General features: G+C 64.8%; 26 protein-coding genes and 1 pseudogene. 14 read left to right on the plus strand and 13 right to left on the minus strand.

Annotation, left to right across the window (positions count from 1 at the left end; translation table 11 throughout):
• Nucleotides 1-21 precede the first annotated feature (21 nt).
• The 4 genes from J1M81_RS11940 to J1M81_RS11955 are packed head-to-tail and all read right to left on the minus strand — an operon-like array spanning nucleotide 22 to nucleotide 2,342.
• Nucleotides 22-330, minus strand: a complete 309-nt coding sequence (locus J1M81_RS11940; protein WP_206498080.1) for a hypothetical protein — start codon at nucleotides 328-330, stop codon at nucleotides 22-24.
• The gene (locus tag J1M81_RS11945) at nucleotides 306-1,274 is read right to left on the minus strand and encodes a hypothetical protein (protein WP_206498081.1); all 969 of its coding nucleotides are present in this window, start codon (nucleotides 1,272-1,274) and stop codon (nucleotides 306-308) included. The genes J1M81_RS11940 and J1M81_RS11945 overlap by 25 nt, the downstream gene beginning before the upstream one ends.
• Nucleotides 1,275-1,281: 7 nt before the next feature.
• Nucleotides 1,282-1,746, minus strand: a complete 465-nt coding sequence (locus J1M81_RS11950; protein ID WP_206498082.1) for a MarR family winged helix-turn-helix transcriptional regulator — start codon at nucleotides 1,744-1,746, stop codon at nucleotides 1,282-1,284.
• The gene (locus tag J1M81_RS11955) at nucleotides 1,743-2,342 is read right to left on the minus strand and encodes a DJ-1/PfpI family protein (protein ID WP_206498083.1); all 600 of its coding nucleotides are present in this window, start codon (nucleotides 2,340-2,342) and stop codon (nucleotides 1,743-1,745) included. Before J1M81_RS11955 ends, J1M81_RS11950 begins: the two co-directional genes overlap by 4 nt.
• 149 nt (nucleotides 2,343-2,491) lie before the next feature.
• Here J1M81_RS11955 and J1M81_RS11960 point away from each other — a divergent pair, with 149 nt between their 5' ends.
• Together J1M81_RS11960 and J1M81_RS26820 are read left to right on the plus strand one after the other, a co-directional pair.
• The gene (locus J1M81_RS11960) at nucleotides 2,492-2,848 is read left to right on the plus strand and encodes a helix-turn-helix transcriptional regulator (RefSeq protein WP_206498111.1); all 357 of its coding nucleotides are present in this window, start codon (nucleotides 2,492-2,494) and stop codon (nucleotides 2,846-2,848) included.
• On the plus strand, nucleotides 2,845-3,873 hold the full coding sequence (locus J1M81_RS26820) for a TIGR03086 family metal-binding protein (protein WP_308051257.1): 1,029 nt from the start codon (nucleotides 2,845-2,847) through the stop codon (nucleotides 3,871-3,873). The genes J1M81_RS11960 and J1M81_RS26820 overlap by 4 nt, the downstream gene beginning before the upstream one ends.
• On the opposite strand, the gene J1M81_RS11970 is transcribed toward J1M81_RS26820, so the two are convergent.
• The 4 genes from J1M81_RS11970 to J1M81_RS11985 form a co-directional block, all read right to left on the minus strand.
• Complete coding sequence (locus J1M81_RS11970) at nucleotides 3,870-4,853, minus strand: ABC transporter substrate-binding protein (protein WP_206498084.1); 984 nt, start codon at nucleotides 4,851-4,853, stop codon at nucleotides 3,870-3,872. The two genes, J1M81_RS26820 and J1M81_RS11970, sit on opposite strands and share 4 nt — an antisense overlap.
• Before the next feature lie 44 nt (nucleotides 4,854-4,897).
• Nucleotides 4,898-6,043, minus strand: coding sequence for an acyl-CoA dehydrogenase family protein (locus J1M81_RS11975; protein ID WP_239536539.1), 1,146 nt, complete (start codon nucleotides 6,041-6,043; stop codon nucleotides 4,898-4,900).
• Between the two features lie 62 nt (nucleotides 6,044-6,105).
• Nucleotides 6,106-6,933, minus strand: coding sequence for an SDR family oxidoreductase (locus J1M81_RS11980; protein ID WP_032382158.1), 828 nt, complete (start codon nucleotides 6,931-6,933; stop codon nucleotides 6,106-6,108).
• Nucleotides 6,934-7,005: 72 nt separating this feature from the next.
• Nucleotides 7,006-7,827, minus strand: coding sequence for a sulfurtransferase (locus tag J1M81_RS11985; protein ID WP_206498085.1), 822 nt, complete (start codon nucleotides 7,825-7,827; stop codon nucleotides 7,006-7,008).
• Nucleotides 7,828-7,891: 64 nt separating this feature from the next.
• On the opposite strand from J1M81_RS11985, the gene J1M81_RS11990 reads away from it, so the two are divergent.
• Nucleotides 7,892-9,037, plus strand: a complete 1,146-nt coding sequence (locus J1M81_RS11990) for an NADH:flavin oxidoreductase (RefSeq protein WP_206498086.1) — start codon at nucleotides 7,892-7,894, stop codon at nucleotides 9,035-9,037.
• A 190-nt stretch (nucleotides 9,038-9,227) separates the two neighbouring features.
• Here the strand turns inward: J1M81_RS11990 and J1M81_RS11995 are convergent, their stop codons facing one another.
• Nucleotides 9,228-9,743, minus strand: a complete 516-nt coding sequence (locus J1M81_RS11995) for a CGNR zinc finger domain-containing protein (protein WP_057472604.1) — start codon at nucleotides 9,741-9,743, stop codon at nucleotides 9,228-9,230.
• 86 nt (nucleotides 9,744-9,829) lie between these two features.
• Between J1M81_RS11995 and J1M81_RS12000 the strand changes: the two genes are divergently transcribed.
• Together J1M81_RS12000 and J1M81_RS12005 are read left to right on the plus strand one after the other, a co-directional pair.
• The gene (locus J1M81_RS12000; RefSeq protein WP_206498087.1) at nucleotides 9,830-10,711 is read left to right on the plus strand and encodes an alpha/beta fold hydrolase; all 882 of its coding nucleotides are present in this window, start codon (nucleotides 9,830-9,832) and stop codon (nucleotides 10,709-10,711) included.
• Between the two features lie 134 nt (nucleotides 10,712-10,845).
• Nucleotides 10,846-12,666 (plus strand): pyridoxamine 5'-phosphate oxidase family protein, encoded by a 1,821-nt coding sequence (locus J1M81_RS12005; RefSeq protein WP_206498088.1) that lies wholly within the window; start codon nucleotides 10,846-10,848, stop codon nucleotides 12,664-12,666.
• Nucleotides 12,667-12,690: 24 nt separating this feature from the next.
• Here the strand turns inward: J1M81_RS12005 and J1M81_RS12010 are convergent, their stop codons facing one another.
• Nucleotides 12,691-14,616, minus strand: coding sequence for an HNH endonuclease signature motif containing protein (locus tag J1M81_RS12010; protein ID WP_206498089.1), 1,926 nt, complete (start codon nucleotides 14,614-14,616; stop codon nucleotides 12,691-12,693).
• A gap of 187 nt (nucleotides 14,617-14,803) precedes the next feature.
• On the opposite strand from J1M81_RS12010, the pseudogene J1M81_RS12015 reads away from it, so the two are divergent.
• Nucleotides 14,804-15,798: pseudogene (locus J1M81_RS12015) on the plus strand (arsenic resistance protein).
• A 9-nt stretch (nucleotides 15,799-15,807) separates the two neighbouring features.
• On the plus strand, nucleotides 15,808-16,062 hold the full coding sequence (locus tag J1M81_RS12020; protein WP_032364511.1) for a hypothetical protein: 255 nt from the start codon (nucleotides 15,808-15,810) through the stop codon (nucleotides 16,060-16,062).
• On the opposite strand, the gene J1M81_RS12025 is transcribed toward J1M81_RS12020, so the two are convergent.
• Nucleotides 16,059-16,841, minus strand: a complete 783-nt coding sequence (locus J1M81_RS12025; protein WP_283348266.1) for an IclR family transcriptional regulator — start codon at nucleotides 16,839-16,841, stop codon at nucleotides 16,059-16,061. The two genes, J1M81_RS12020 and J1M81_RS12025, sit on opposite strands and share 4 nt — an antisense overlap.
• 141 nt (nucleotides 16,842-16,982) lie before the next feature.
• Between J1M81_RS12025 and J1M81_RS12030 the strand changes: the two genes are divergently transcribed.
• Together J1M81_RS12030 and J1M81_RS12035 are read left to right on the plus strand one after the other, a co-directional pair.
• A complete protein-coding gene (locus J1M81_RS12030) occupies nucleotides 16,983-17,744 on the plus strand; it encodes a CoA transferase subunit A (RefSeq protein ID WP_032364512.1) in 762 nt (253 codons plus the stop codon).
• On the plus strand, nucleotides 17,741-18,379 hold the full coding sequence (locus J1M81_RS12035) for a 3-oxoacid CoA-transferase subunit B (RefSeq protein WP_027494424.1): 639 nt from the start codon (nucleotides 17,741-17,743) through the stop codon (nucleotides 18,377-18,379). The genes J1M81_RS12030 and J1M81_RS12035 overlap by 4 nt, the downstream gene beginning before the upstream one ends.
• Nucleotides 18,380-18,451: 72 nt before the next feature.
• Here J1M81_RS12035 and J1M81_RS12040 read toward each other — a convergent pair whose 3' ends face one another.
• Nucleotides 18,452-19,300 carry an aldo/keto reductase gene (locus tag J1M81_RS12040; protein ID WP_032364727.1) on the minus strand — a complete coding sequence of 283 codons (849 nt, stop codon included), beginning with the start codon at nucleotides 19,298-19,300 and terminating at the stop codon, nucleotides 18,452-18,454.
• Between the two features lie 54 nt (nucleotides 19,301-19,354).
• Between J1M81_RS12040 and J1M81_RS12045 the strand changes: the two genes are divergently transcribed.
• The 5 genes from J1M81_RS12045 to J1M81_RS12065 all read left to right on the plus strand — a co-directional run bounded on the left by J1M81_RS12045 (nucleotide 19,355) and on the right by J1M81_RS12065 (nucleotide 24,240).
• The gene (locus tag J1M81_RS12045; RefSeq protein WP_206498090.1) at nucleotides 19,355-21,028 is read left to right on the plus strand and encodes a phospholipase D-like domain-containing protein; all 1,674 of its coding nucleotides are present in this window, start codon (nucleotides 19,355-19,357) and stop codon (nucleotides 21,026-21,028) included.
• Nucleotides 21,029-21,085: 57 nt separating this feature from the next.
• Nucleotides 21,086-22,039: a 1-phosphofructokinase family hexose kinase gene (locus tag J1M81_RS12050; protein ID WP_206498091.1), complete on the plus strand. Its 954-nt coding sequence runs from the start codon at nucleotides 21,086-21,088 to the stop codon at nucleotides 22,037-22,039.
• Nucleotides 22,036-22,785, plus strand: a complete 750-nt coding sequence (gene surE, locus J1M81_RS12055) for a 5'/3'-nucleotidase SurE (RefSeq protein WP_032369346.1) — start codon at nucleotides 22,036-22,038, stop codon at nucleotides 22,783-22,785. The genes J1M81_RS12050 and surE overlap by 4 nt, the downstream gene beginning before the upstream one ends.
• 90 nt (nucleotides 22,786-22,875) lie before the next feature.
• Nucleotides 22,876-23,949 (plus strand): M4 family metallopeptidase, encoded by a 1,074-nt coding sequence (locus J1M81_RS12060; RefSeq protein ID WP_094717171.1) that lies wholly within the window; start codon nucleotides 22,876-22,878, stop codon nucleotides 23,947-23,949.
• A 9-nt stretch (nucleotides 23,950-23,958) separates the two neighbouring features.
• Nucleotides 23,959-24,240: a protealysin inhibitor emfourin gene (locus tag J1M81_RS12065; RefSeq protein WP_027494430.1), complete on the plus strand. Its 282-nt coding sequence runs from the start codon at nucleotides 23,959-23,961 to the stop codon at nucleotides 24,238-24,240.
• 14 nt (nucleotides 24,241-24,254) lie between these two features.
• On the opposite strand, the gene J1M81_RS12070 is transcribed toward J1M81_RS12065, so the two are convergent.
• On the minus strand, nucleotides 24,255-24,914 hold the full coding sequence (locus J1M81_RS12070) for an NADPH-dependent F420 reductase (protein WP_027494431.1): 660 nt from the start codon (nucleotides 24,912-24,914) through the stop codon (nucleotides 24,255-24,257).
• Nucleotides 24,915-24,936: the final 22 nt, after the last annotated feature.

Here is a 24,936-nt window from a genome sequence, read left to right on the forward strand (position 1 = left end):
AAGAAAACGGTACTCCGGTGATCAATTCACAAGTGGCCGACGGCCGAGGAACCGGGTTCCGATACCCGCGAGGACCACCGCTAGCACTGCCGCGCCCGTCGAGAGCCACAGCCCGGCACAGGGCCACGTGGAGTGGTGGAGGGCGGATGTGAGCGGCGTGTACGCCGTCCAACCGTAGGTGACGACCATCGGCACCGTGATTGCCACCGGTACCGCGAGGCCGATGGTCAAGGGCGTGGGGGGCGAGGGAGTGTGAGTAGCCGGCGTGCACGCCACGTACAGGTAGGCCGCAGCGGCCGGGAAGATCACCAGACTTGCCGCGTAGTGCACGTTGTCCCACGGGGGCGCTCGAACAGCGCGGTCGTACACACCACCGCCAGGGTCGCGAATCCGACGATCGGTCGACCCCAGCGCAGCCCGAGTGCCGCGCCCACTGTCACCGCAACTGCCGTGATTGCCACGAGCCCGAGCACCCAGATACCGTCCGACACATCGATGCCCACCCCAGCGGTGGTGGTCGAGGTGAGCAACACGGCTGTCCCGGCGAGCACAAGAATGCCTCCGCGACCCGGTAGCAGAGCGGCAGCACCGAACAACACTGGTACGACGACGAGGCCGAAGTACCACCTTTCACCGAAGCCGTCTTCAGCTCGAAACAGCATCTGCACGAACAACATATTGAGCAGCAAGCCACCGATCGAGATCAGTAGTATCGCCCCGGCCGTACGGATGCTCCGTTCCGGTGGCGCATGGTCGTCGCTGCGGTCGACACGAGCTGCCGAGGCCACTGCAATTACGACCAGTACGCACAGCACCGGAACGACCACCGGCGGGCCGATATCGGATTCGGTGAGGTAGTCGGCGTAGCGACGCGGGATACTCGGATGCTGCAAGGCCTCGACCGCGCCTGCACTGAGTAGTCCGACGAGGAACGACCCGATCGACAGTGCTTGCCGAGCTCGTACACCGTTCGTCCGTACTGCAGTGCATCCGAACAGAACTCCGCCTGCCACCAGCTCGGCGAGGTCGGAGGGCATCATCAGGGCCGTCACCCCGGCGCCAATGGCCGCAGCGATGGACAGGCCGGCCAGAATACTGCGCCGACGGACGAGCATAGCCAGACCCGACGCCAGAATCACTGCTACGGCGACTCCCCCTCCGCCGCTGGAGAACACCACACCCCCGACGCTGGTGTCGCCGAAGATATCGACCCCGTCGGATTGCGAGAGCAATCCGGCCAGGAGGCCGGAAAGAACGATCGCGAGCGATGACATCCCCGAATTATGCACGGCCAGCCCGATAGGTGCGGGATGCCGCAATAATCTTCTCCAAAGTCTGTGCAAAAGAACGCAATTCGTCCTCACCCACCGCGGCACCCACCGCGTCCGACCACGCGTGTTGAGCATCTCGCAGAGCGGCTACGGTCTCGCGCCCCTTCGGGGTGGGCTCGAGGAGCTTCGCTCGCTTGTGGTTCGGGTTTTCGCTGTAGACGGCCCAGCCCTTGTCCACCAACAGGTTTGCGGTTCGTTGCACACTCTGCCGCGCCAAACCCAGACCGACGCGTCGCGCAATGTCGGCCACCGAGAGCGGCTCGTCGAGAGTGGCCCCGAGAACCTGCCACCAGGCCGGCGTCAATCCTGTCGGCTCGGTGATGTCCTGTGCGGCAGCGAGGAATTCGCCGTTGAGCTCGAAGACCGGCAGGACCACCTCGGTGAGTGCATCCCCCTCCGGCGTTCGTCGGCTCATGCGCCCGTCAGCTGGTCGTAAAACCTGCGCTCCCCCGTTGTGTAGAGCCCGTACCAAGCGTCGATGATGGGCTGCGGGAACACGTCGAGGCGCTCGAACACCAGCTTGGCGAACTCGATCGGTGCCGTCGCTCCCGCGGTGATGACGGTGCCGTCGGACACTGCCTTCTCCTCGCGGTAATGCTCGGCTCCGCGGTATTCCGCAGCCTGAGTGAGGAATTCGGCCGCATTCGAGGTGTGCGGCCGGTCGTCGAGCAGGCCGATCCGAGCCAGCCCGTAGGTTGCCCCGCAGATTGCTGCGACCGGAGTGCCCGTTGCAACGAGTTCGGCGGCCAACTTCAACGCTGCCTCGTTTGCGGATTCCCACGTGCCGGCACCGGGCAGGATCAGCGCGTCGACGGGCGGAAGATCGGCCAACGCAACATCGGGGGTAATCCTCAGGCCGCCCATCGTCGTCACCGCCTCCCCCGACTCCGATGCGACGAGCAACCGGTTGGCGTCGGGATTCTGCTCGCGGGCCATCGCGAGCCCGGCGATGAGGTAGCCGTACTCCCAATCGGCCATGGTGTCGGTGGCATACAGCGCAACGGTGATCATGGAACGGTCCTCACGTCGATTGACAGGATGCTGTCAATCATTCGCTTTTGACAACAGGCTGTCAACCCTTCCATGAATCTTGTAAACCAATTGGTTGACTACGCAGCTCGAGGGGAATATCTTGGCTGTATTCGAGGAGGTGGGTGACCGTGGACGACCGTATCGAGCAGCTCAATCGAACCTTTGCAGCGTTGGCGGACCCCACTCGGCGTGACATGGTTGCTCGGCTTGCGAGTGCCGACGCCAACGTCAGCGAACTGGCCGAGCCGTACGACATGAGCCTGCAGGCAGTCTCCAAGCACGTGAAGGTGCTCGAGGACGCCGGGCTGGTGACGCGCAGCAAAGACGCCCAGCGCAGACCGGTGCACTTGGATGCGGAGGTGTTCGGCCTGATGGCGAAGTGGATCGAGCGTAATCGCCAGGAGGCCGAACAGCGCTACCGACGCCTCGACGACCTGCTGGATCACCTTGTAACACAAGACGACTCTCAGAAGGACGTGTCATGACCGAGCACGAAACCGAGATAGTAGCGGACGACAAAGTACCCACAATCGAGATCATCCGGCAGTTCGACGCGTCGCCGGAGCAGGTGTTCCGCGCGCATGTCGACCCCGATCTGTATCGGCAGTGGGTAGGCCCACGGTCGGTGACGACGCGAATCATCGCGTGGAACGCACGAACCGGCGGCGCATGGTCGTTCGCGAACGACCGCGACGGCGAAGAGATCGCGTCATTCTTCGGCAGCTTCCACGAGGTTCGCGCGAACGAGCGGATCGTGTGGACCTTCACCTACGAAGGCGATCCGGATTCGGTCGCCCTCGAGACCATGGCTTTCGAGGCCCGCGACGACGGCGGTACGCGATTGAGGGTGTTGAGCGTCCTGTCCGACTTCGCAACCCGAGACGGGATGCTCTCCAGCGGAATGGATGTCGGAGTCAGGGAGGGCTACGAGAAACTCGATGCACTGTTGACTGGACCGGCTGCACAGCATGCACGGGACGCCGCCGCGTTCACGGCGTTGGTCGAATCCGTTTCCGGGGACGCGTGGTCTCGACCCAGTCCGGTACCGGAGTGGAACGCGCTGGGTGTCGTCGAACATCTCGTCGGTTGGTCACGGGGTTTCCTCGGCGGTGTCGAGGGTGTCGAGCTCGCCGAACTCGACGTGACGCGCGACCCTGCCGCCGCGTGGGCGCAACACGTCGCCGACATCCAAGCCATCCTCGACGCCCCCGCAGGCCGCATCCTGAGCAATCCGCACATCGGCGACATGCCGGTCGAAGACGCGATCGACCGGTTCTACACCGCCGATGTGTGGATGCACACCTGGGACCTGGCCAAAGCCCTGGGACGCGAACCCGGTCTCGACGAAGAGCGTTGCGCCGCAGCGCTGATCGCCATGAAGCCGATGGATCGTGTGCTCCGCGAGAGCGGGCAGTTCGGCCCCGCCGTCGACGTCGACGACAACGCGTCCGCCCAGGACAGGTTGATGGCCTTCATCGGACGCGACCCGTCCTGGTCACCCGACAACTAGCTACCCACAGCCTCGAGCTGCGGACGAATCTTGTTCAGCGAGAACTCGACCGACGCTTTCGATGGTGTATTGAATCCCACCACCGTCGCGTAGTCGACGACGGCAACTCCGCCGCCGGTCGCCGCGGGCAGGCTGGTGAATCCCGGAAGTTGTTCGAGGTCTTCGCGCGTGCCGCCGTTGGGGAGAATGACCACGAGGTCTGCGGTGAGAACGTCCAGCCGTTCGGGGCTCAGCACGATCCGGCCGTGAGAGATGTCGGGCGAGTTCACCAAATCCTGCGGGACGTCGAGTCCGATGCTGTCGAAGACCTTCGCGGCACCGTCCTCCGGGTCGGCGACGACGGCAAGCTGCTGACTGTCGAAAACGAACTGCGACAACACAGCCGACTTACCGTCGAGCGCCGGGTACTGCTGACGGATGCCATCGGTTACGGCATGCCCCTCGTCGATGATGCTCTGTGCATCGTCCTCGCGATCGAGCACCCGCCCGAGCGTCTCGATCTGCGATTCCCACGTCTCGACCTTCTCCGCCTTCGGAAATATCGTGGGCGCGACGTCGGACAAGCTCTTGTACGGCTCTATCGACGGTATCCCCGACAGCAGGATCAGGTCGGGCTGTAGCGCCGCGATCTGCTCGGTCGGCACCGAAGCCCCCATCTGATCGACGGCGGCCGAGTCGAGCATCTGGGCATCCGTATCCACTGCGGACTGCCAGGGGTAGAGCCCGCGTTCGTCGCCGTTCGATCCGGCGGAGACATACCCGACGGGTTGCACGTCGAATTCGAGCAGCGCGTCCACCCACTGCTGCCCGAATGCGACGATGCGCTGTGGCGTTCCCGTGATCTGCGTGCGTCCGGCGAGTGTGTCGACGGTGACGCTGCGGGTGTCGGAGCCGGCGTCGTCAGCGGTGTTGCTGCTGCACGATGCCAGCGTCAGGGCCGTGGCGACGGCAAAGGCGCACCCCAGGAAGGTCCTTGTCATCGGCAGAAATTAGCACAGCCTTGCCTTCCTGAGGTGAGCTACGTTCACATGTACTTGCGCAGCTCCATCTTCGCGATGGACATCTTGTGTACCTCGTCGGGACCGTCGGCGAGCCGCAGCGTCCGCACGTGTGCGTACATCATGGCGAGCGGGAAGTCGTTGCTGACTCCGCCGCCGCCGTGCACCTGAATGGCGCGGTCGATGATCTTCAGCGCCATCTCGGGCGCAGCGACCTTGATCGCGGCGATCTCGGTGCGTGCTTCCTTGTTTCCGACGGTGTCCATCAGGTACGCGGCCTTGAACGTGAGCAGCCGCGTCTTCTCGATCTCGATGCGTGCCTCGGCGATCCAGTCCTGGATGTTCGCACGCATGGCGACCGGCTTGCCGAAGGTCACCCGTGAAACCGCACGGCGACAAAGTAATTCGAGCGCCCGTTCCGCAACACCGATGGTCCGCATCGCGTGATGGATACGGCCGGGCCCCAGCCGAGCCTGACTGATGGCGAATCCCTCACCCGGCCCCTTCAGCACGTCCTTCGCCGGCACCCGCACGTCCTCGAAGAGAACCTCGGCGTGGCCCTCTCGGTCGACGTAGCCGAAGACGGGCAGGTTGCGCAGCACGGTGACGCCGGGCGCATCGATGGGCACGACGAGCATCGACTGCTGCCGGTGCGTTGCTGCCTCGGGATCGGTCTTGCCCATGACGATCAGAACCTTGCAGTTCTTGTGCATCGCGTTCGACGTCCACCATTTGCGCCCGTTCAGGATGAAGTCGTCGCCGTCGCGGTCCATCTTCATTGCGATGTTGGTGGCATCGGAACTGGCGACGTCGGGCTCGGTCATCGCGAAGGCCGAACGAATCTTACCGTCCAGCAACGGCTTCAGGTACTTCTCTTTGTGCTCGTCGGTACCGAAGAGGGTGAACACCTCCATGTTGCCGGTATCGGGTGCGTTGCAGTTGCATGCCTCGGGGGCGAGCAGGCTGCGGCCCATGATCTCGGCCAGCGGAGCGTATTCGAGGTTGGTCAGGCCGGGGCCCCACTCGGGGTGCGGGTGGAACAGATTCCACAGTCCACGCGAGCGCGCTTCCTTCTTCAGGTCCTCGAGAATCGGGGGATGGAAGTGCGGGTCACCGGCTTCGAGCATCTGTTGCTCGTACACCGCCTCCGCCGGATAGACGTGAGAGTCCATGAACTCCAACAGATCCGACTCGTACTTCTTTGCGCGGTCGCTGGTCTCGAAAAATGCCACGTTCAGTTCCCCTGTTGGTTGTCGAGCAAGCTGTCCTGGTAGCGGCGCATGCCGCGCAACCACCGGTCGTAATCGGCACCTTTGTTGCGGTACATGTCCAGTACGTTCTCGTGGGGCAGGATCAGGAACTGCTCCCGGTCCATCGCGTCGAGCACCACGTCGGCGACGTCGAGCGGCTCGAGCACAGCGCCCGCGCTCAGCACCGCGGCAGTTGCGGCCGCTCCCAAGGCATCTCCCGATTCGCGGCCTTCGTAGAGCAGCTTGGTATTGACGCCCATCGGGCACAGGCAGCTGACGCGAATGCCCCGATTGCCGTAGGTGACGTTGAGCCATTCGGCGAATCCCACCGCGGCATGCTTGGTCGTCGCGTATGTCGCGGAACCGATCTGGGTGAGCAAGCCGGCTGCGGAGGCCGTACTGACGAAGTAGCCCTCACCACGTTCGAGCCAACCCGGCACCAACAGCTGCGCAGCGCGGATGTGTGCGCGCACGTTGACGTCGAAGGACAGGTCCCAGTCCGGTTCGCTGGCGTCGAGCCCGGGGGCACCGCTGATGCCGGCGTTTGCGAAATACAGATCGACCGGACCGAACGACTCTTCGGCGACCGCGATCAGCCGCTCGATATCCCCGATGTCCGACGCGTCGGCCGCGGCAGCGACGGCTGTGCCCGGCCGGTCTCGCTCGATGGCGTCGACCACGGATCGGGCCGTGGACTCGTCGACATCGGAGACGACGACGCGGGCTCCGTGTTCGGTGAGTCTGGCGGCGATGGCTCCGCCGATTCCGCCACCACCTCCGGTGACGATGGCGACCTTGCCTGCAACCTTCATTCCCCAGGTATAGTTGAAGTCAGATTCAAGTTCAACCCTGGTTGAATGAACTGCCAGCTCAGCGCCGGTGTGTCATGCCCTCGGCCGCGTCGGATCGGTGATCCAACCCGACCACGAGCCGGGATACAACGCGGCATCGATACCTGCCAACTCCAGTGCGAGAATCTGATGCGCAGCGGTCACACCCGAGCCGCAGTAGACGGCGACGTCCTTTCCCTTCGGCACGAGTCCACCGAATGCGCCGTCGAGTACCTCCGGGGGCAGGAAGCGCCCGTCGGAATCGACATTGTCGGTCGTCGGCCTGTTGATCGCCCCGGGGATGTGGCCGGCCACAGGATCGACTGGCTCGACCTCGCCGCGGAATCGCTCGGGTGCGCGGGCGTCGAGAAGGACGTTCTCGCGTGCGAAGTCGAGCACGTCCTCGACTTCGAGGACCCGGGCCAGCGGCGGCCGCGCCGTGAACGATCCGGCCGCCACGATCGAGGGCTCGGTACCGACGGAATAGCCCTCGTCGACCCATCGCGCGAACCCGCCGTCGAGGACGCGCACATCCCGGTGACCGAAGTAGCGGAGCAACCACCAGGCCCGCGCAGCCGCAGTTGCCGGGCCCGCGTCGTAGACCACCACCGCGGAATCGTCGCCGACTCCGGCTCCTCGCATTGCCGCGACGAACGTATCCGCGTCGGGCAGCGGATGGCGACCACGATCGTCCGGCGGTGCGGCCAGTTCCGTACCGAGATCGACGAATTGCGCGGTCGGGATGTGCCCCGCCTCGTAACCTGCTCTGTCGCTACCGTTTTGGAGGGTCCACCGAATGTCCAGGACCACGGGGCCGCGACCCATCTCGAACAGATCGTGTAATTCGGAAGCTGATATCAGCGGCGACTGGCTCATAGTGTTTCGACGCTACAGTCCGGGAGGGGGAATAGCTCGGAGTCCGACCAGGTTGTGCGCAGGCGTGACCGAAACTGCAACGACAACACCGCACCTGTCCACCGCCGGGCTCTTCGAGCCGTTCGAGGTCAAGTCGCTGAAGCTGCGTAACCGCTTCGCCATGGCCCCGATGACGAGGGCGTTCTCGCCCGACGGCATCCCCGGCCCGGACGTGGCGGAGTATTACCGCAAACGTGCAGCAGGCGGCACCGGCCTCATCATCACCGAGGGCACCTACATCCCCGACCCCGCCGCAGGACCGCACACCCGCGTACCGAGGATCTACGGCGACACCAGCCTCGAAGGATGGAAGGGCGTCGTCGATGCGGTCCACGCCGAGGGCAGCGCGATCATCCCGCAGCTGTGGCACCTGGGGGTCGAGCGCGGCACCGAGCCACGCCTGTTCCCCGACGTCACCACCGTCAGCCCGTCCGGCATCGCTCTCGACGGCTCCTCGGTCGGTCGCGCCTTCACCGACGCCGATCTCGACGAACTGACCTCGCACTGGGTTCAGGCTGCCGTCAACGCGAAGAACACCGGCTTCGACGGCCTGGAACTGCACGGTGCTCACGGTTATCTCCTCGACGAATTCCTCTGGGCAACAACCAATGTGCGCGACGACGAGTTCGGCGGATCTCTCGAGGCCCGGACCCGCTTCCCCGCACAGGTGGTCGCTGCGATCCGTGCCGCGGTGGGCGACGACTTCGCGATCGTCTACCGCTTCTCGCAGTGGAAGAGCAACCACTTCGACGCTCGACTCGCAGAGAACCCGGCCGAACTCGATCGCGTCCTCACGCCACTGGTCGACGCAGGCGTGGACGTACTGCATGCTTCGACTCGTCGGCACTGGGATCCGGCATTCCCCGAACTGGACGGAGTGGACGGCAAGCTCGGTCTGGCCGGCTGGACGCGCAAGCTCACCGGCGTTCCGACCATCACCGTCGGCTCCGTGGGCCTCGATTCGGTGTTCACCTCGGCATGGTCGGAGGACGCGGCCTCCGGTGTGACGGGACTGGACGCGTTGGCCGGTCAGTTCCAGGACGGCGAGTTCGACCTGGTGGCCGTCGGACGGGTGCTGCTCTCCGATCCGGAGTGGGTGAACAAGGTCGGCGACGGCCGCGTCGACGAGCGCATCGAATTCACGCGCGACCACATTCGGAACCTGGTCTGACACCCCCAGCCCTGGTCGCCCTCGGGTCCTAGCGCCCGAGGGCGACTCTCACCTGCTGTACGACGAGCCCACGATCGGTCGGTCGTGGGCTCGCGTGTTGCGCCCGAGCAGGAGACGGCACACCCCGCGCCGGCCAGCAGAATGTTCGCGACGAGGGCGATCGCCCTGCGCCCGCTGCGGCGCGCGACAATCAGTCGCCCGCTGCCCGAGCACGGTGCCGTCGGGCCTTCATCTTGTTGCCACACGTGGCCATCGAACACCACCGCGCGGTGCCCGCACGGGAGCGATCCAGGAGAAACAGGCGGCACTCGTCATTCGCACACGGACGCAGTGCGCCGGGAATAGTCTCACGAATCTCCGCCCAGGCCAGCACTATTCGCGCAGCCAGTCGGCGATCCTCGGCCACCTGCAGATTCCAGTCCAGCGCGTCATCGGTCAGCACCGGCACCCGCGAGAGGCCATCCAAGTACGTTCTCAGCGATGACGGTGACGCCTCACCCCGCACCACCCGCTGAAGGTCGTCACGCAGAGCGCGACACACCCGAAGCTCCTCGGCGCTTCCGGTCCCGCCGCGTGCACTCAGCCAGTCTCGGCCGTCGGCGTCGCCCGCCAGGAGATCGATCGGCTGATCATCCACGACCGGTGTGGTGTTGAGCAGGTCGATCAGCAGTGCCTCATCGATCGCCCGTGCTTCCGCGGTGTCCATGTAACCATCATAGACCGCTTGACAGGTTACGGCCAGTGTGGTTCCGTCATGGGAGTAACCACATCAAGTACCCATAGGGGTTATTCATGGTCGCCGTTCATCACCACACCACCACCGTCGACGGACTCGAAGTCTTCTACCGCGAGGCCGGCAATCCCGCCGATCCCACCATCGTGCTGCTGCACGGAACGCCCTCGAGCTCTTTCATGTTCCGCCACTTCATCCCGTTGTTGGGCAAACATTTTCACGTGATCGCACCCGACCTCATCGGCTTCGGATACTCGTCAGCTCCATCCGTCGACAACTTCGACTACACCTTCGACACGCTCACCGCGGTGACCGATCACCTCCTCGAGCAGCTGGGTCTCGACCGGTACGCGATCTACACCCAGGACTACGGCGCACCCGTCGGATGGCGTCTCGCCCTCAGCCATCCCGATCGCATCACCGCCATCGTCACTCAGAACGGAAATGCCTACGAGGAAGGGTTCGTCGACTCGTTCTGGGCTCCTCTATGGACCTACGCGAATAACCGCACACCGGAAACCGCGGCTCCGCTGCGCGAAGCACTCGAACTGGACGCGGTCCGATGGCAGTACGTCCACGGTGTCTCCGATTCGACGCTCCTGAGTCCCGACGCTTGGATCCACGACCACGCGCTACTCACCCGCCCCGGCATCGACGAGATCCAACTGCGGCTGTTCGCCGACTATCCGACCAACGTCCGCCTGTATCCCGCGGTGCAGCGCTACTTTCGCGATAGTCGTCCCCCGCTCCTTGCTGTCTGGGGCAAGAACGACGAAATCTTCGGACCCGACGGCGCGCGCGCGTTCCTGCGCGATCTCCCCGACGCGGAAATTCATCTACTGGACGGGGGCCACTTCCTCCTCGAAAGCCACCTCGACGACGTCGCCACCCTGATCACCACCTTCCTGCACCGATCTTCCGGGGCGCGACACGCAGCCTGATAGAGAACTTGTTCTCGATTCCGCACCAGTTATTCCCAATAGCCATGTACGCCAACAGCCTCCGAGAAAGGCCAGACGTCATGCGAGCAGATGACGACCACATGCCGAGCCAGTGGCATCCAGGGGAGGAGACGATGCACCGTCTTCTGCAGGTGCCGTACGAGGACAACCCCACTGTCCCAGGGCTGCCCGCCGCATACGGACCCTGGATGAGCCGGAGCCCACTCGTGGCGCTCGGGACGATCGGCGTCGACGGCCGTGTGTGGACAACGCTGCTCGGAGGCGCTCCGGGAACAGCAACCGTGGCCGCGGACAGTGTTCTGCGAGTGAGGTTTAGGACTTGGCTCGAACCTCGCCCCGCAGATCCGGACGCTCGATGGGCGGGCACCGACCCAGTGCTCGAGGGTCTCGTGGGCGACGAAGCCACGAACGGACGAGGAAAGCTGGCCTCGGGCCTCGTCATCGATCTCGAGCACAGGGGTCGGGTCAAGATCGCAGGACGGCTGCACGACGGGATGGTGATGGAAAGGCGAACGAACACAACGCCTTCGGAGACCAGCGAACCTATCGACGTACAGGTGAATGTCGCAGTCGACGAAACCCTCGGAAACTGCCCCAAATATCTGAACAAGCGGGCGATAACACCCTACGCATCATCTCCGCAGTTGATCACCGATTCACTCCCGCTACCAGCCGACGCCCTCGCCCTCATCGGCAGATCCGACACGTTCCTCATCTCCAGCCGACACGGCGCCCACAGCATGGACACCAACATCCGCGGTGGGGCACCAGGATTCGTCCGGATATTCAGCAACTCCGACACGGAGGGCGTGACCCTGGTGTACCCGGAGTACTCGGGGAACCGCCTCTACCAGACGTTGGGAAACATCACTTCCGACCGGGCAGTGGGACTCACCTTCCCCGATTTCGACACCGGCGACATCCTCTACCTGACGGGACGCGCAGAGGTACTGATCGGAGATGCCGCTGAAAGCGTTCTGCCACATAGCAGTATGGCTGTACGGATCGATATCGAGGCAGTGCGCTTCGTAAGAGTGGGCCTTGCATTCCGAGGCACGCTGCTCGACCCGTCGCCGTACAACCCGCCGGTTCGAAGATTGGCCCGCGAGGTCGGAGGTTCGGGCCGGCGGCCCAGATCAGCGGACAGAATGCTTGCCTCGCTGATCCACAAGCTGCCGATCACACCGACGATATCGCGCTACACATTCCGGCTTTCTCCGGGCGAGTCGTCGACGCCGGTGCGATGGCGTGCAGGGCAACACGTCACCCTCGACTTCTCGGATCGACTCGATCGTGGCTGGTCGCACATGCGCGATCATGACCCGAGCTCCCTCAACGACGACTTCATCAGAACGTTCACGGTGTCCAGCGAACCGAACACTTCGGGCAGCAATGTATTCGAGATAACCGTTCGGGAGCACGGACCGGTCAGCCGCCTGCTGTCGCGGTGGACTCCAGGGTCGGACCTGGCCGTCCCTGTCATGGGCTTCGGCGGCGAGGACGACACCAGATACGCCGCTACGCAGCCCGATACCGACGAAGTAGTGGTCGTGGCATCGGGGATCGGGATCACGCCCTTCATGGCGCAGGCGCATGCTGCCCACGAATCCGGACTCGCGCTGACCCTGCTGTGGAGCATCCGCGCAGAGGACCTGGCTCTCGCCGTCGACGTCATCGAGCAGGTCGGCCACTTGGAGATGGCGATCACGGTGTTCATCACCGGACAGTTGGACACCGACGGGCACGCCAAGGCACGCACTCTCGAACAGCTCCGAGCCCGGACCTACATACGACGAATGACCGAGTCCGACGTCAAAGCCGTAGGCCACGTGGGGCGACGACAGTTCTACGTGTGCGCGGATCGGCCTCTGCACCAAGCAGTTCTGAAGTGGGTGGCCGGTGAAGACGTCAGGTTCGAGGCGTTCGACTACTGAACGTTGCATCCAAGAACGCGGCCTCTAGAAGGGCGGTGCTGCCGTGTCGTCTGTCTCGGGCTGTTCGTTGTCCGGTGGGTCGGGGTAGGCGATGATGCCAGATCGTTTGGGCTTGGTGGGTATGTACGGCCGGAGGTCGTTGCCGATGATGGGTACGGCTGTTCCGTTGGCGGGCAGGGTGATTCGGGCGGTCTTCGAGGTGGAGGTCCACAGAACCGCGCCACCGGGGAGCATAACGGCGGTCCAGTAGCCTGCGGTTTTGACGCTGTGGTGGTATTCGCAGAGGCATTGGAGGTTGTTGACTGTCGTCCAGCCGCCGCCGAGGGGATTGGCGTGATCGAAGGCAATGATGTGGTCGAGTTGGCAGCGTGCCGCGGGTCGGTGGCAGCCGGGAAAGCGGCAATGGCGATCGCGTAGCCGGACGGCGGCGGTGGTGAGGGCGTCAGGTCGGTAGATCAGCGCTCGGTCGGTCAGGGGGTCACGTGCTACGGATTTCCCGAGAGTGGGGTCGGCGGCGATGGCGGCTTCGAGTGCTGCGGCGAGGGAGGCGTTGCCGAGGTAGATGGCTGAGGAAGTGCGCTGTGCGGTGCGGCCTGCGGGGCGGATCGTCGGGTTGTCGGGGCGGACCGCCGAGGATAGGTCGAGGGCAGAGCTGTGCCGTGTGCCCCTGCCGACGGGTGTGTGAGTACAGAACAGGGCTGCAGAGGCCGCCAAGGCATTCCGACGTCGTTGCCGGGTGTCGGGATCCGCGGTCGACTCGGGTGGCGTTGTGTTGGTCGTCGAATGATATTCTGGCGCAACCGAACCCGGGTGTGGGCATGAACCGGCCCCGGTGTGCGGTCCTGGGTCAGGCGGCGACTGTGGTGATGGCGGAGGTGGTGCGGTGTCCGTGCCTGCGCTCCTCGTCCCTGTATCCGTCTGCGTTGCCGGCGTATCCGATTTCACTGTATTCGGTTCCGCGTTGGGTTGTGTCGCGTCAGGCTCTGTCGCACTCGGTTCGGCTGTTGTTTCTGCCGAGCGTTGTTCCCATTCACCGGTTTCCGGGTTCTGCACTGCCAGTCCGAGTTTCTCTGCCAACGTCACCGCCTCGGTGAGCAGGACCTGCCAGTGACTGTTGCGCGCCAACTCCCGCGCGAGGTCGGGATCGATGGATCCGTGCCCGGCCAGGTACGCCGGATTCGCGAGCAGTCCGATCAGCGTCGCGATATCGACAGTGACCATCGTCAACGGCACCCGACGATCCGGCAGCTCTGCATCTTTCTTCGGGCAGTCCTCACGTTGACACAGGCATACCAGCCGGGGTTCTCCGTGCATCCGCGCCATGAAGGCGTCACACAGCCGATCCTGTTTGCCGCGTGGGTCTTTCGGGCAGAGTGTGTCGGCCATTTCCTCCAGGAGCTGCCATGCGGCCGCGGCTTCGGGGGCGGTCAATTCTGCTCGGATCCGCGCCAACTCCCCAGCCCGGGCGTAGGAAACACTGCGGAACTTTTTCGCGAACTCCCGCAACGCTGCTGCTTCCTCCGGTGCGACGCGCAGCAGAATGTCCCAGATCTCCTTCTCCAGCGGCCCCGGTGACGACCGTCGGGCTGCTTCGACGATCTCGTCCTCGACCGACTTCACGATGTCGTCGGAGAGGTTGTCGAGGATCCGGCACACCACCCTCACTCGCGGGAGGTCGATCTCCCCAGCCTCGAATGCCTTCTTCACCAGCGGCAGTCGAGTGTGCAGGGCGACCCCGACCGAGACATACGCCTCGGCGACCGTCGCCGAACACCCCAACGCCACCGCCATCTCGGTGCGCCCATACCGGCTGTAGTGCTTGTGCTTGGTGTCGAGAGTGATCCAGCTCCGATGGACGTAGTAGCACGCGGAAATCTTGCGAGCCGCCAGCCGATTCTCTTCTCGCGCAGCGGCGGTCAACGCATCCAACGAGACTGTCGGTATCGCCATCTCTTCACCCCCCAGTGAATCGAAACAAGAACGCATGTTCGAACTGCAAGAAGAGTATCCCGACCCACCGACAAGAACGCCGGACCCGTCGAACCCCAGGTCGTCGGACCGACGCGGCGATGATCGCGCACCCGAGCCACATCCCCCGAATACTCGACAACGCCTATCCTCGGTACGTGCCCACCCTCTGCACTTCACCGACGAGTACCACGTGACCGGTTCGGCAGTGGCGTGGCTGGAGAAGTTCCAGATCCCGCTGTACCTATTGGCGTTGGCCGTCGGAGTTGTTGTCGGGTTGGCGGCACCGGCATCGGCTCCCGCATTCGAGATCGCCATCAATCCGGTGCTGATCGTCTTGCTCTACGCCACGTTCCTCGCAGTTCCGTTCTCCGCCATCGGTGTATCGCTTCGCGACACGAATTTCTTGCTCAGCGTCGTGGTGCTCAATTTCGTACTCGTCCCGATCGTCGTGTTCGCACTGACCCGGTTCGTTGCGAGTAACGAAGCGGTGCTCGTCGGGATACTTCTGGTGCTGCTGGCTCCGTGCATCGACTACGTCATCGTCTTCAGCGGATTGGCCGGGGCGGCATCGGAACGACTTCTCGCCGCTGCTCCATTGCTGATGCTGCTGCAGATCGCGTTCTTGCCGCTGTATCTCTGGTTGTTCGTCGGACCCGACCTGGTGAAGATCATCGACGTCGCACCGTTCGTCGAGGCCTTCGTCCTACTGATCGCGCTGCCACTGACATCGGCTGCGGCAACGCAATGGTTGGCACGACGCACACGCCTCGGCACTCGCATCATGGACGCCATGGCAGCGGCGATGGTGCCGATCATGATGGCGACCCTCGCAGTCGTCGTCGCATCTCAAGCCGACGCAGTCCGCAGCGAGGCATCTCAGCTGATCGCATCGCAGCAGTGCCGATCTTCGTGGCGTTCCTGGTCGTCATGGCCGTCGTCGGACTCGCGACGGCTCGGGTCACCCGCCAGGACGTGCCCGCGACCCGGGCTTTGATCTTCTCCGGGGCGACCCGGAACTCGCTGGTGGTGCTGCCTCTCGCGCTCGCGCTGCCGCCGGCTCTTTCCCTCGCCGCAGTGGTCGTGGTGACGCAGACGTTGGTGGAGCTGATCGGCATGATCGCGTACGTCAGAATTGTTCCTCGCCTCGCACGGGCGACTTAGACTCCGTACATGACCGAACCCACGCCATCCGACCTGACCGCGCTACGTGCACGGGCTGCGGGCGGTGACCAGGACGCGATCGACGAATTGGTGGAGCAGGGCACCGTCGACGACCTGCGTTCACTTGCCGCAGCCGGCAACAGCGACGCCGTCGACATGCTCGTCGAACGCGCCGGAGAGCGCGAGGACCGCGACGAACTGCAGCGGCTGGCAGCCGGCGGAAGTCAGGATGCCGCAGACATTCTCGAAGAACTGGACGGCTAGATCGGATCGGGACGGGTGCCCACCTGCAGGGTGAGCCGGTGCGCCGCGTCGAGCAGCATCTTTCCCAACTCCCGACGTCTGTCCTCTCGAAACCTCGTTTCCACACCGGTCAGACTCAACGCCCATGCCGGCCTGCGGCCGCGGTCGAACACCGCTGCTCCCAGTCCCCAGCTGCCTTCCACGAGCAACGCCGGGTTGACGGCGTAGCCCGAGGACCGCGTCAGCTCGATACGGTGGCGAATGGCCGACTCCGAATGGTCGGTTCCCCACTCGGGCACCAGATCGACGCCGTCCAGGTAGTCGTCGACCTCGCGGTCCGGGAGATGGGCGAGAACGGCCAAGCCTGCGGAGGCCACCCCGAGCGGCAATCGGATGCCCTCGTACAGCACATGCGACCGTAGCGGGAAGCTGCCCTCCACCCGAAGCAGACACACCGTCTCGCCACCTCGACGCGCGGACAGGAACGCGCTCTCACCACTCCGCATTGCCAAGTCCTGCAAGATATCTCGGGCCTGATCGGTGACGTCGTAGCGTAACGCGGCCATGGAGCCGAGGAGATAGATTTCCGGTCCCAGTGCCCACCGTCCGGTCGCCGTATCGCGGTCGACGAATCCCTCGTCGGCCAGTTCCGTCAACAGACGATGCGCCGTCGGGCGCGCGACTCCAGCGGACCTCGCCAACTCGGTGGTCGAGGTACCGGTCGCCTCCGCCGCACTGGCGGCACGCAGCAGAGCACACACTTTGGCGATGACGCCTGCGTTGGCATCGAGTACGGTCACCGCACCACTGTACGTCCACTGAGTGAACGCTGACGCACTTGATGTTCGACATTCGAGCAGAATTTCCTAAAACAGCCGCGATGCACGCTGGTCGAGTTCACTGGACCCATCGTTTGCTCAACGAACACATCAGGAGTTCACGTGACAGGAAAGACCTACGACTCCGCAGCCGACGCGGTGGCGGACATCGGTAGAGGAGCGACCATCGCGGTCGGCGGCTTCGGCCTATGCGGCATCCCCGATGCCCTCATCGAGGCCATCGCTGACACCGACGCGGACGAATTGGAGGTGTTCTCCAACAACTGCGGCGTCGACGGCTACGGATTGGGAATTCTGTTGGCAGCCGGACGTATTCGCCGCGTCACTGCGTCGTACGTCGGCGAGAACAAGGAGTTCGCCCGGCAGTACCTCGCCGGCGAACTCGAAGTGGAACTGACACCGCAGGGCACGCTCGCCGAGCGTCTCCGCGCCGGCGGCACCGGCATTCCCGCTTTCTTCACCCCCGCCGGGGTCGGCAGCCCCATCGCCGACGGCGGAATGCCGTGGCGCTACAACGTCGACGGTTCCGTCTCGATCGAGTCACCGCCCAAGGAAACACGGGTGTTCGGCAACAAACGCTACGTGCTCGAGGAGGCGATCAACGCCGATTTCGCTCTGGTGCACGCCGAGATCGGCGACACCGCAGGCAATCTCGTGTTCGACAAGACGGCGATGAACTTCAACCCGCTGGCAGCGATGGCGGGCAGGATCACCATCGCTCAGGTGGAGAAGCTCGTCGAGCCCGGCGAAATCGACCCGGCCCAGGTGCATCTCCCCGGAGTGTTCGTCCAACGTGTCGTACATACCGGTCCACAGGACAAGCGCATCGAAAAGCGCACCGTCAGTTCAGGAGTTCGAGCATGACCGCAGGATGGACCCGAGACCGGATGGCCGAGCGTGCGGCGGCCGAGATGGTCGACGGCGAATACGTCAACCTCGGCATCGGCTTGCCGACGCTGATCCCGGGCTACCTCACCGACAAGGTGAACGTCACTCTGCATTCGGAGAACGGCATCCTCGGCACCGGCCCCTACCCCACCGAGGACGAGGTCGACGCCAACCTCATCAATGCCGGAAAGGAGACCGTCACCGTCAATCCCGGTGCGTCGTACTTCGATTCGTCGCTGAGCTTCGGCATGATCCGAGGCGGACACATCGACACGGCCGTCCTCGGCGGCATGCAGGTTTCCCGTAACGGCGACCTCGCCAACTGGATGGTCCCGGGCAAGATGGTCAAGGGCATGGGCGGGGCGATGGACCTGGTGCACGGGGCTCGACGCGTCATCGTGGTCATGGAACACACCGACCGCGACGGCAATCCGAAGATCCTCGACGCGTGCACCCTGCCGCTGACCGGCCAGGGCGTCGTCGACCGCATCATCACCAACCTGGCCGTCATCGATGTCGTCGGCGACGGCACGCTCGAGCTCGTGGAACTTGCACCCGGGGTGACCACCGAACAGGTCATCGCCGCCACCGGATCAACCCTGAAGCACTGAAGCACCGACAGCCGTTCGAACAGCACTGTAGGCCCGAACGTCCGAAGACGTTCGGGCCCACAGTGTTACGTTCTAGTCCGGAATCATGTCGAACGTGTCCGGATTCGGACCGTTCCGGCCTTCCTCGCCCTTGTCGAGTGCAGTGATCGCATCGACGTCGGCCGAGCTCAGCTCGAAGTCGAAGATGTCGAAGTTGGCCTTCACGCGCTCCGGAGTCACCGACTTCGGGAAGATGATGTTGCCACGCTGAATGTGCCAGCGCAGCACTACCTGTGCGACGGATTTGCCTGCGGCATCGGCGATTCGCTTCAGTTCCGCGTCGTCGAGAACGTTGCCCTGAGCGATCGGCGACCACGCCTCGGTGGGGATGGCATGTTCGCGGCCGTAGGCCCACACGTCGTGGTTGACGAAGTACGGGTGCACCTCGATCTGGTTCACCGCGGGAACCGTCTCGGTCTCTTCGGCGAGACGATCGAGGTGAGCGGGCTGGAAGTTCGAGACGCCGATGTTGCGGGCCCGGCCGTCGGCCGCGAACTCCTCCAACGTCTTCCACGTGGAGACGAAGTCGCCGTCGTACCGGGTGGGCAGCGGCCAGTGGATGAGGAAGAGATCGACGTAGTCGGTCCCGAGGTCGCTGAGCGTCTTGTCGAACGCCGAGCGCGCGTCGTCGGGCCGGTGGAAACCGTTGTTGAGCTTGCTGGTGACGAACACCGATTCGCGGTCGATGCCGGAGTTACGAATGCCCTCGCCGACCTGCTTCTCGTTGCCGTACATCTGCGCGGTGTCGATGTGTCGGTAGCCGATCTCGAGCGCCGTTTCGACGGCCTTCGCGGTCTCGTCGGCGTCGATCTGAAAGACGCCGAAACCGAGCTGGGGAATCTGCTTGCCGTTTCTGAGCGTGACGTTGGGTACCTGAGTCATATCGCCGGGGTGCCCGCCCACTGTGGCCTTCAAACCGGGTGGAACAATGCCATCGTGATAGTGCAGCGCATCCGGCGCGTCGTAGACGGAGTTGCCGAGAAATTCGGTCGGTCCACCTCTGCTCTGACAGCTCCCGAGCGCAGTTTCGATCCGGGGCACCCATGGTTCCTGACCGCGCCCGAGCGAGGCAACGACGACACCCGAATTTCGGCCTGGACCGAGGGCAATCGCGTCGAGAACCTCGTGCACGGCAAGACGTACTTCGCGGCACTCGCACGGGCCCTCGAGCAGACCGAGCGCGACGATCTGGTGCTCTTCACCGATTGGCGCGGGGACCCGGAGCAGCTGCTCACCGACGACGGCGTGACCGTCGAGGATGCGCTGGCCGCCGTCGCGCACCGCGGTGGCGTCGTCAAGGGCATGGTGTGGCGCTCCCACATGGAAACCCTCGGTTTCACCGGTCCGAAGAACCGCAAGCTCGCGCTGCGGCTGGAGGAGGCGGGCGGCGAGGTCATTCTGGACCAGCGCGCGCTGGTCACCGGGAGCCACCATCAGAAGTTCGTGGTCGTGCGGTACGGCAGGAAAGATCTGCCCGACGTCGCTTTCGTGGGCGGTATCGATCTGGCCCGTGCTCGACGCGACGACGCCGATCACTTCGGCGATCCCGTCTCGCGCCCCTTCCCGCCCGAGTACGGCGAGATTCCGGCGTGGCACGACATGCAGGTGCAGATCGAGGGCCCCGCAGTCCGGGATGTGGAGGACGTCTTCCGCGAACGGTGGGAAGATCCCGCGGCGCTCTCGCGTCTACCGTGGCACGCCATTCCCGATTTCCTGCGCGGAGTCACGCGTGAACCGTCGGAGTTGCCACCCGCTGCCGCCGCCCCGGAGCCGCAGGGCACGTGCTCGGTTCAGCTGCTGCGTACCTACCCGCGTCGACGCCCCGCCTACCCGTTCGCGACGAGAGGCGAGCGCAGCGCGGCCCGTGCGTACGCCAAAGCCCTGGACCGTGCCACCGAGCTGATCTACATCGAGGACCAATATCTGTGGTCCGTCGACGTCGCGCGCGTGTTCGCCGCGGCACTGCGCCGCAAGCCGAACCTGCGGCTGGTGGTGGTGGTCCCCAAGCACCTCGACGACGACAGTAACTTGACCATTCCCTCTGCGCTGCTGGGACACTCGGCGGCGCTCGGGGTCATCCGCGCAGCCGGCGGTGACCGCGTACTGGTACTCGACATCGAAAACGACCGTGGCATACCGGTATACGTGCACTCCAAGGTCTGCATCATCGACGACGTGTGGGCGGCAGTGGGGTCGGACAACTTCAATCGCCGCTCCTGGACCCATGATTCGGAGCTGACCGCGGCCATTGTCGACGAGCAGCGCGACGATCGGGCACCCTTGGACCCAGCAGGCCTCGGCGACGGCGCCAGAACCCACGCGCGCAACCTGAGACTCGAACTGATCCGCGAACACCTCGGGCGGGCCGACGGCGACGACGCCGACCTCGTCGACCCGCAGCAGTTCTTCGACGTGATCTCGGCGAGCGCGACGGCCCTGGACAACTGGCACCGCAACCCGTCCGCGAAGCCCCGGCCCGTCGGCCGACTGCGAATGCACGAGATCACGGTGCCGCCCGTCTGGCAGCAGCGACTTGCCGCACTCGCCTACCGGTTGTTCGTCGACCCCGACGGACGCCCTGTCGGGATGCGCCTGCGTCGTCGATTCTGAGTCCACGTTTTCGAGTTGTAGCTGTTTCGGACCTGACATATCGGGCATTCGCTCACGATGTCCACCTCCTCTCGCGCACCGAGCGCGCTCGTCTTCGCGCCGTCCCCACTACTGACGGTGACCCTCGACGCTGCCCCCAACGGCAGTACCGAACTGCACGTGCACGCGGGCGGTCAGGGTCACTGGATCGCCAGGATGGCGTCGGTGCTGGGTCTCGATGTCACCCTCGCCGGGGTGTTCGGCGGCGAGATCGGTGCCGTATTGCGGGGCATCGTCGAGAGCGAGGGCATCTCCGTCGTCTCCGTCGACATCGGCCAGGAAAGCGGCTCCTACGTGCACGATCGCCGAAGCGGAGAGCGTGAGGTACTGGCCACGGTCGATCCGCCGCCGCTGGCCAGGCACGCGCTCGACGACCTGTTCGGCGCGGCACTGGCCACCGGTGCCCGCAGCGACGTGGCAATTCTCGGCGGTCCGCACGCCGACAACATCGTGCCGCCCGAGGTCTACGAGCGACTGTGCGCAGACCTACGTGCGCTCGACGTCCCGGTGGTGGCGGACCTGTCAGGCCCCACCATGCTGGCCGCCCTCGCCGGCGGCCTCACGGTGCTCAAGGTCAGCCACGAGGACCTCATTGCCGACGGCGGAGCCGAGTCCGAGGACCCGAAGCACCTGATCGACGCGATGAAAAAGATGCACGACGACGGTGCCGAGGTGGTTGTGATCTCCCGAGCGGGAGACCCCGCCTTGGCGTTGGTCGAAGGAGACGTGCTGGAGATCGTTACCCCGGGTCTACAGATGGTCGACCATCACGGCGCAGGCGATTCGATGAGCGCCGGGATCGCCGCCGGAATCGCCCAGGGAATGTCGATGCCGGAGGCGCTCCGCCTGGGCGGCGGCGCGGGCACCGCCAACGTCACCCGCCGCGGCCTCGGTAGCGGCCGAAAAGACCTGGTTCTCGGACTCACCGAATCGGTCGACGTGCGTCCGTACGGCAAGGCGGGCAAGAAATGAGAGCCCTGATCACCAACGACGACGGTGTGGACAGCGCAGGCATCGCGCTGCTGGCGCGGGTCGCGCTCGACGCCGGCCTCGACGTCGTGGTGGCCGCTCCCCACGAGGAACGCAGCGGTGCCAGTGCATCGTTGACGGGGATGGGCGTCGACGATCACCTGGGTATCGGGCGAACCGAGATCGAGGGGTTGCGCGGTGTCGAAGTGTATGCGGTACAGGCCTCACCGGCCCTCATCGCGTTCGTCGCCACTCGAGGTGCGTTCGGCGATCCACCCGACGTGGTCCTCTCCGGCATCAATCACGGCCCCAATACCGGTGCGGCCGTGCTGCATTCGGGGACGGTGGGCGCGGCGCTGACAGCCCTGACGCACGGGGTTCCCGCCATGGCGCTGTCGTCGCTCGCCACCCGGCCGTCGCACTGGGACACCGCCGAACACGTCGCGCATCTGGCGGTGACATGGATGATCTCGCATCTGACCGTCGATGCGGTCGTCAACGTCAACATTCCCGACGTTGCACGGTCGGATTTTGCCGGGATCGTTCCGGCCTCGCTGGCCCGGTACGGCGCGGTGCAGGCCGAAATAGGCGATCGCGGAGAAGATTTCGTCACCGTCCGGTTCGACGAGATCCACGCCGAGGACGACGACTCCGACGCCTCCCTGCTGGCCCGGAACTGGGCGACCGTCACCGCGCTGCGTCCCCCGAGCGAGGTGGACAGTATCGATCTGTCGACGCTGCGTGAGTGAGCTCGGTGCGGTGGAGCCGATTGTGTCGGTGCCCTCGGGCACACTGGGAATCATCACCGCACATGCAACGGACCTAGGGGGTCACCGCACATGACGACAGATACCGATTCCGGATCGTTCCGCAGGCTCCACTCGCATGGCGTAGTTCCACCGTTTCTGCTCGAGCGTCTGCAGGGAGCCGGTGCCCGCGCGACTCTGCTGGCCGACCGCGAGATGCGGGCGGGCCGAGAGGTCGTCCAGGCACGTACCGCCATCGCACCGCGGACCGGCGGCACCCTCGAACGCACCATCTCCGATGCGAAAGCGACCCGCGACCTCCCGGGTCAGCAGGTTCGCGCCGAGGGTGAGGATCCCACCGGTGATGCTGCGACCGACGAGGCATACGACGGTCTCGGTGCCACGTATCTGTTCTTCGACGAGGTGTACGGCTACTCGAGTCTCGACGGCAGCGGCCTGCCCCTCGATGCGACGGTGCATTACGGCCGGGACTACGACAACGCGTTCTGGGACGGCTCTCGCATGGTGTTCGGCGACGGCGACGGCGAAGTGTTCGCCCGCTTCACCGTTTCTCTGGGCGTCATCGCGCACGAGCTCGCGCACGGGTTCACGCAGTACACCACCCCGCTCGAATACAAGGACCAGGCCGGCGCACTGAACGAATCCATCTCCGACGTGTTCGGTGCACTCGTGGAGCAGTACACCGCGAAGCAGAACGCCGAGGACGCGTCGTGGTTGATCGGCGAAGGTCTGTTCCTGCCTGCGGTGCAGGGCAAGGCGCTGCGGTCGCTCCTCGAGCCCGGTACCGCGTACGACGACGATGTACTCGGCAAAGACCCACAGCCGGCGAGCATGGACGACTTCGTCGTCACCACCGAGGACGACGGCGGTGTGCACATCAACTCGGGCATTCCCAACCGCGCGTTCGCCGTCGCCGCAACCACCTTGGGTGGCCCGGCGTGGGACCGCGTCGGGCAGGTCTGGTTCGACACCATGACTGTCGGGGGTCTGGCACCGACGGTCGACTTCGCGGGTTTCTCCGCGGCGACGCTGCTCGCAGCGCAGAAGCGATTCGGTGCCGATTCCGACGTCGCACGGGCCGTGGCCACCGGTTGGTCTACCGTGGGAGTTCAGTCAACACGGGAGCCGAGCGACGATCGGGTGTGATCGAGGGGCATGAGCCTGCGCATCGAGGTACTGCGAACCGGCGGGATCGCCGGAATGTCCAAGCGCGGAGTGGTCGAGACCGACGAGCCGGAATGGCAGTCGCTGGTCGAGGCTGCGCGCCCGTACCTGGCTGAGCCGCCCCCACCCGAGCCGGCCGAGTCGCAGGCCCGCGACACCTTCGTGTGGAACGTGTCGGTGGGCGAGCAATCGTGCCGGGTCGGCGATTCGGCCCTGACCGGGCCGCTACGCGACCTCGCGGAGCGCACACTCCGCGAGGGTCGCGTCAGGTAGTTCAGCAGCTCGGCTCAAGCTTTCCATTCCGCGGAGCGTTCCGGGGACGCCTCGGCCAACGCCTTCACCGTGTCGTCGACGCCGAAGTCCTTGCCGTACACCGGGGTTCCCGGTTGCTGACGCCAGGACTCGGCGAGAGAACCGGCATCGACCGGGTCGAAGCCGAGCTCGTCGATCACCGAGAACACCAACTTCTTCGACTCTGCGTCGTCCCCGGCGATCGGCAGTGCGATGCGCTTGTCGGTTCCGGCAGGAACACCCTTCTCGAGCAGATGCTTGTACCAAATTCCGTTGAACGCCTTGATCACCGGCTCACCGAGCTGCTGCGACACCCATACGCTCTCGGGTGTGCCGCCTTCGATGTCTTCGATCAGACCGTCGCGCTGCTGCGGGTAGTAGTTGTTCGTTTCGATGATCGGCGCTCCGGGCTTGCGTGCGCCGGCGATACCGGCGGCGAGGTCGGGCACGTTCTTCTGCGGGATGCTGAGGATGACCAGGTCCGCATCCTGCGCCGCGTCCGCTGCCCACACCGCCGTCGCTCCGGTTTCCGACGCCAGCTCCGCCAGAGTCTCCGGGTCGCGTGAGTTCGAGAATCGAACCTCGTGACCGAGCGCCGTCAACCGGCGCACGAGCGTTCCACCGATGAATCCACTTCCGATGATGCCAATTTTCATGTCCGGAACAAACGATCAGGGA

Origin of the sequence: Rhodococcus sp. KRD175 (genome assembly GCF_017168275.1) — a bacterium.
In the GTDB taxonomy this organism is placed as follows: Bacteria; Actinomycetota; Actinomycetes; order Mycobacteriales; family Mycobacteriaceae; genus Rhodococcoides; species Rhodococcoides fascians.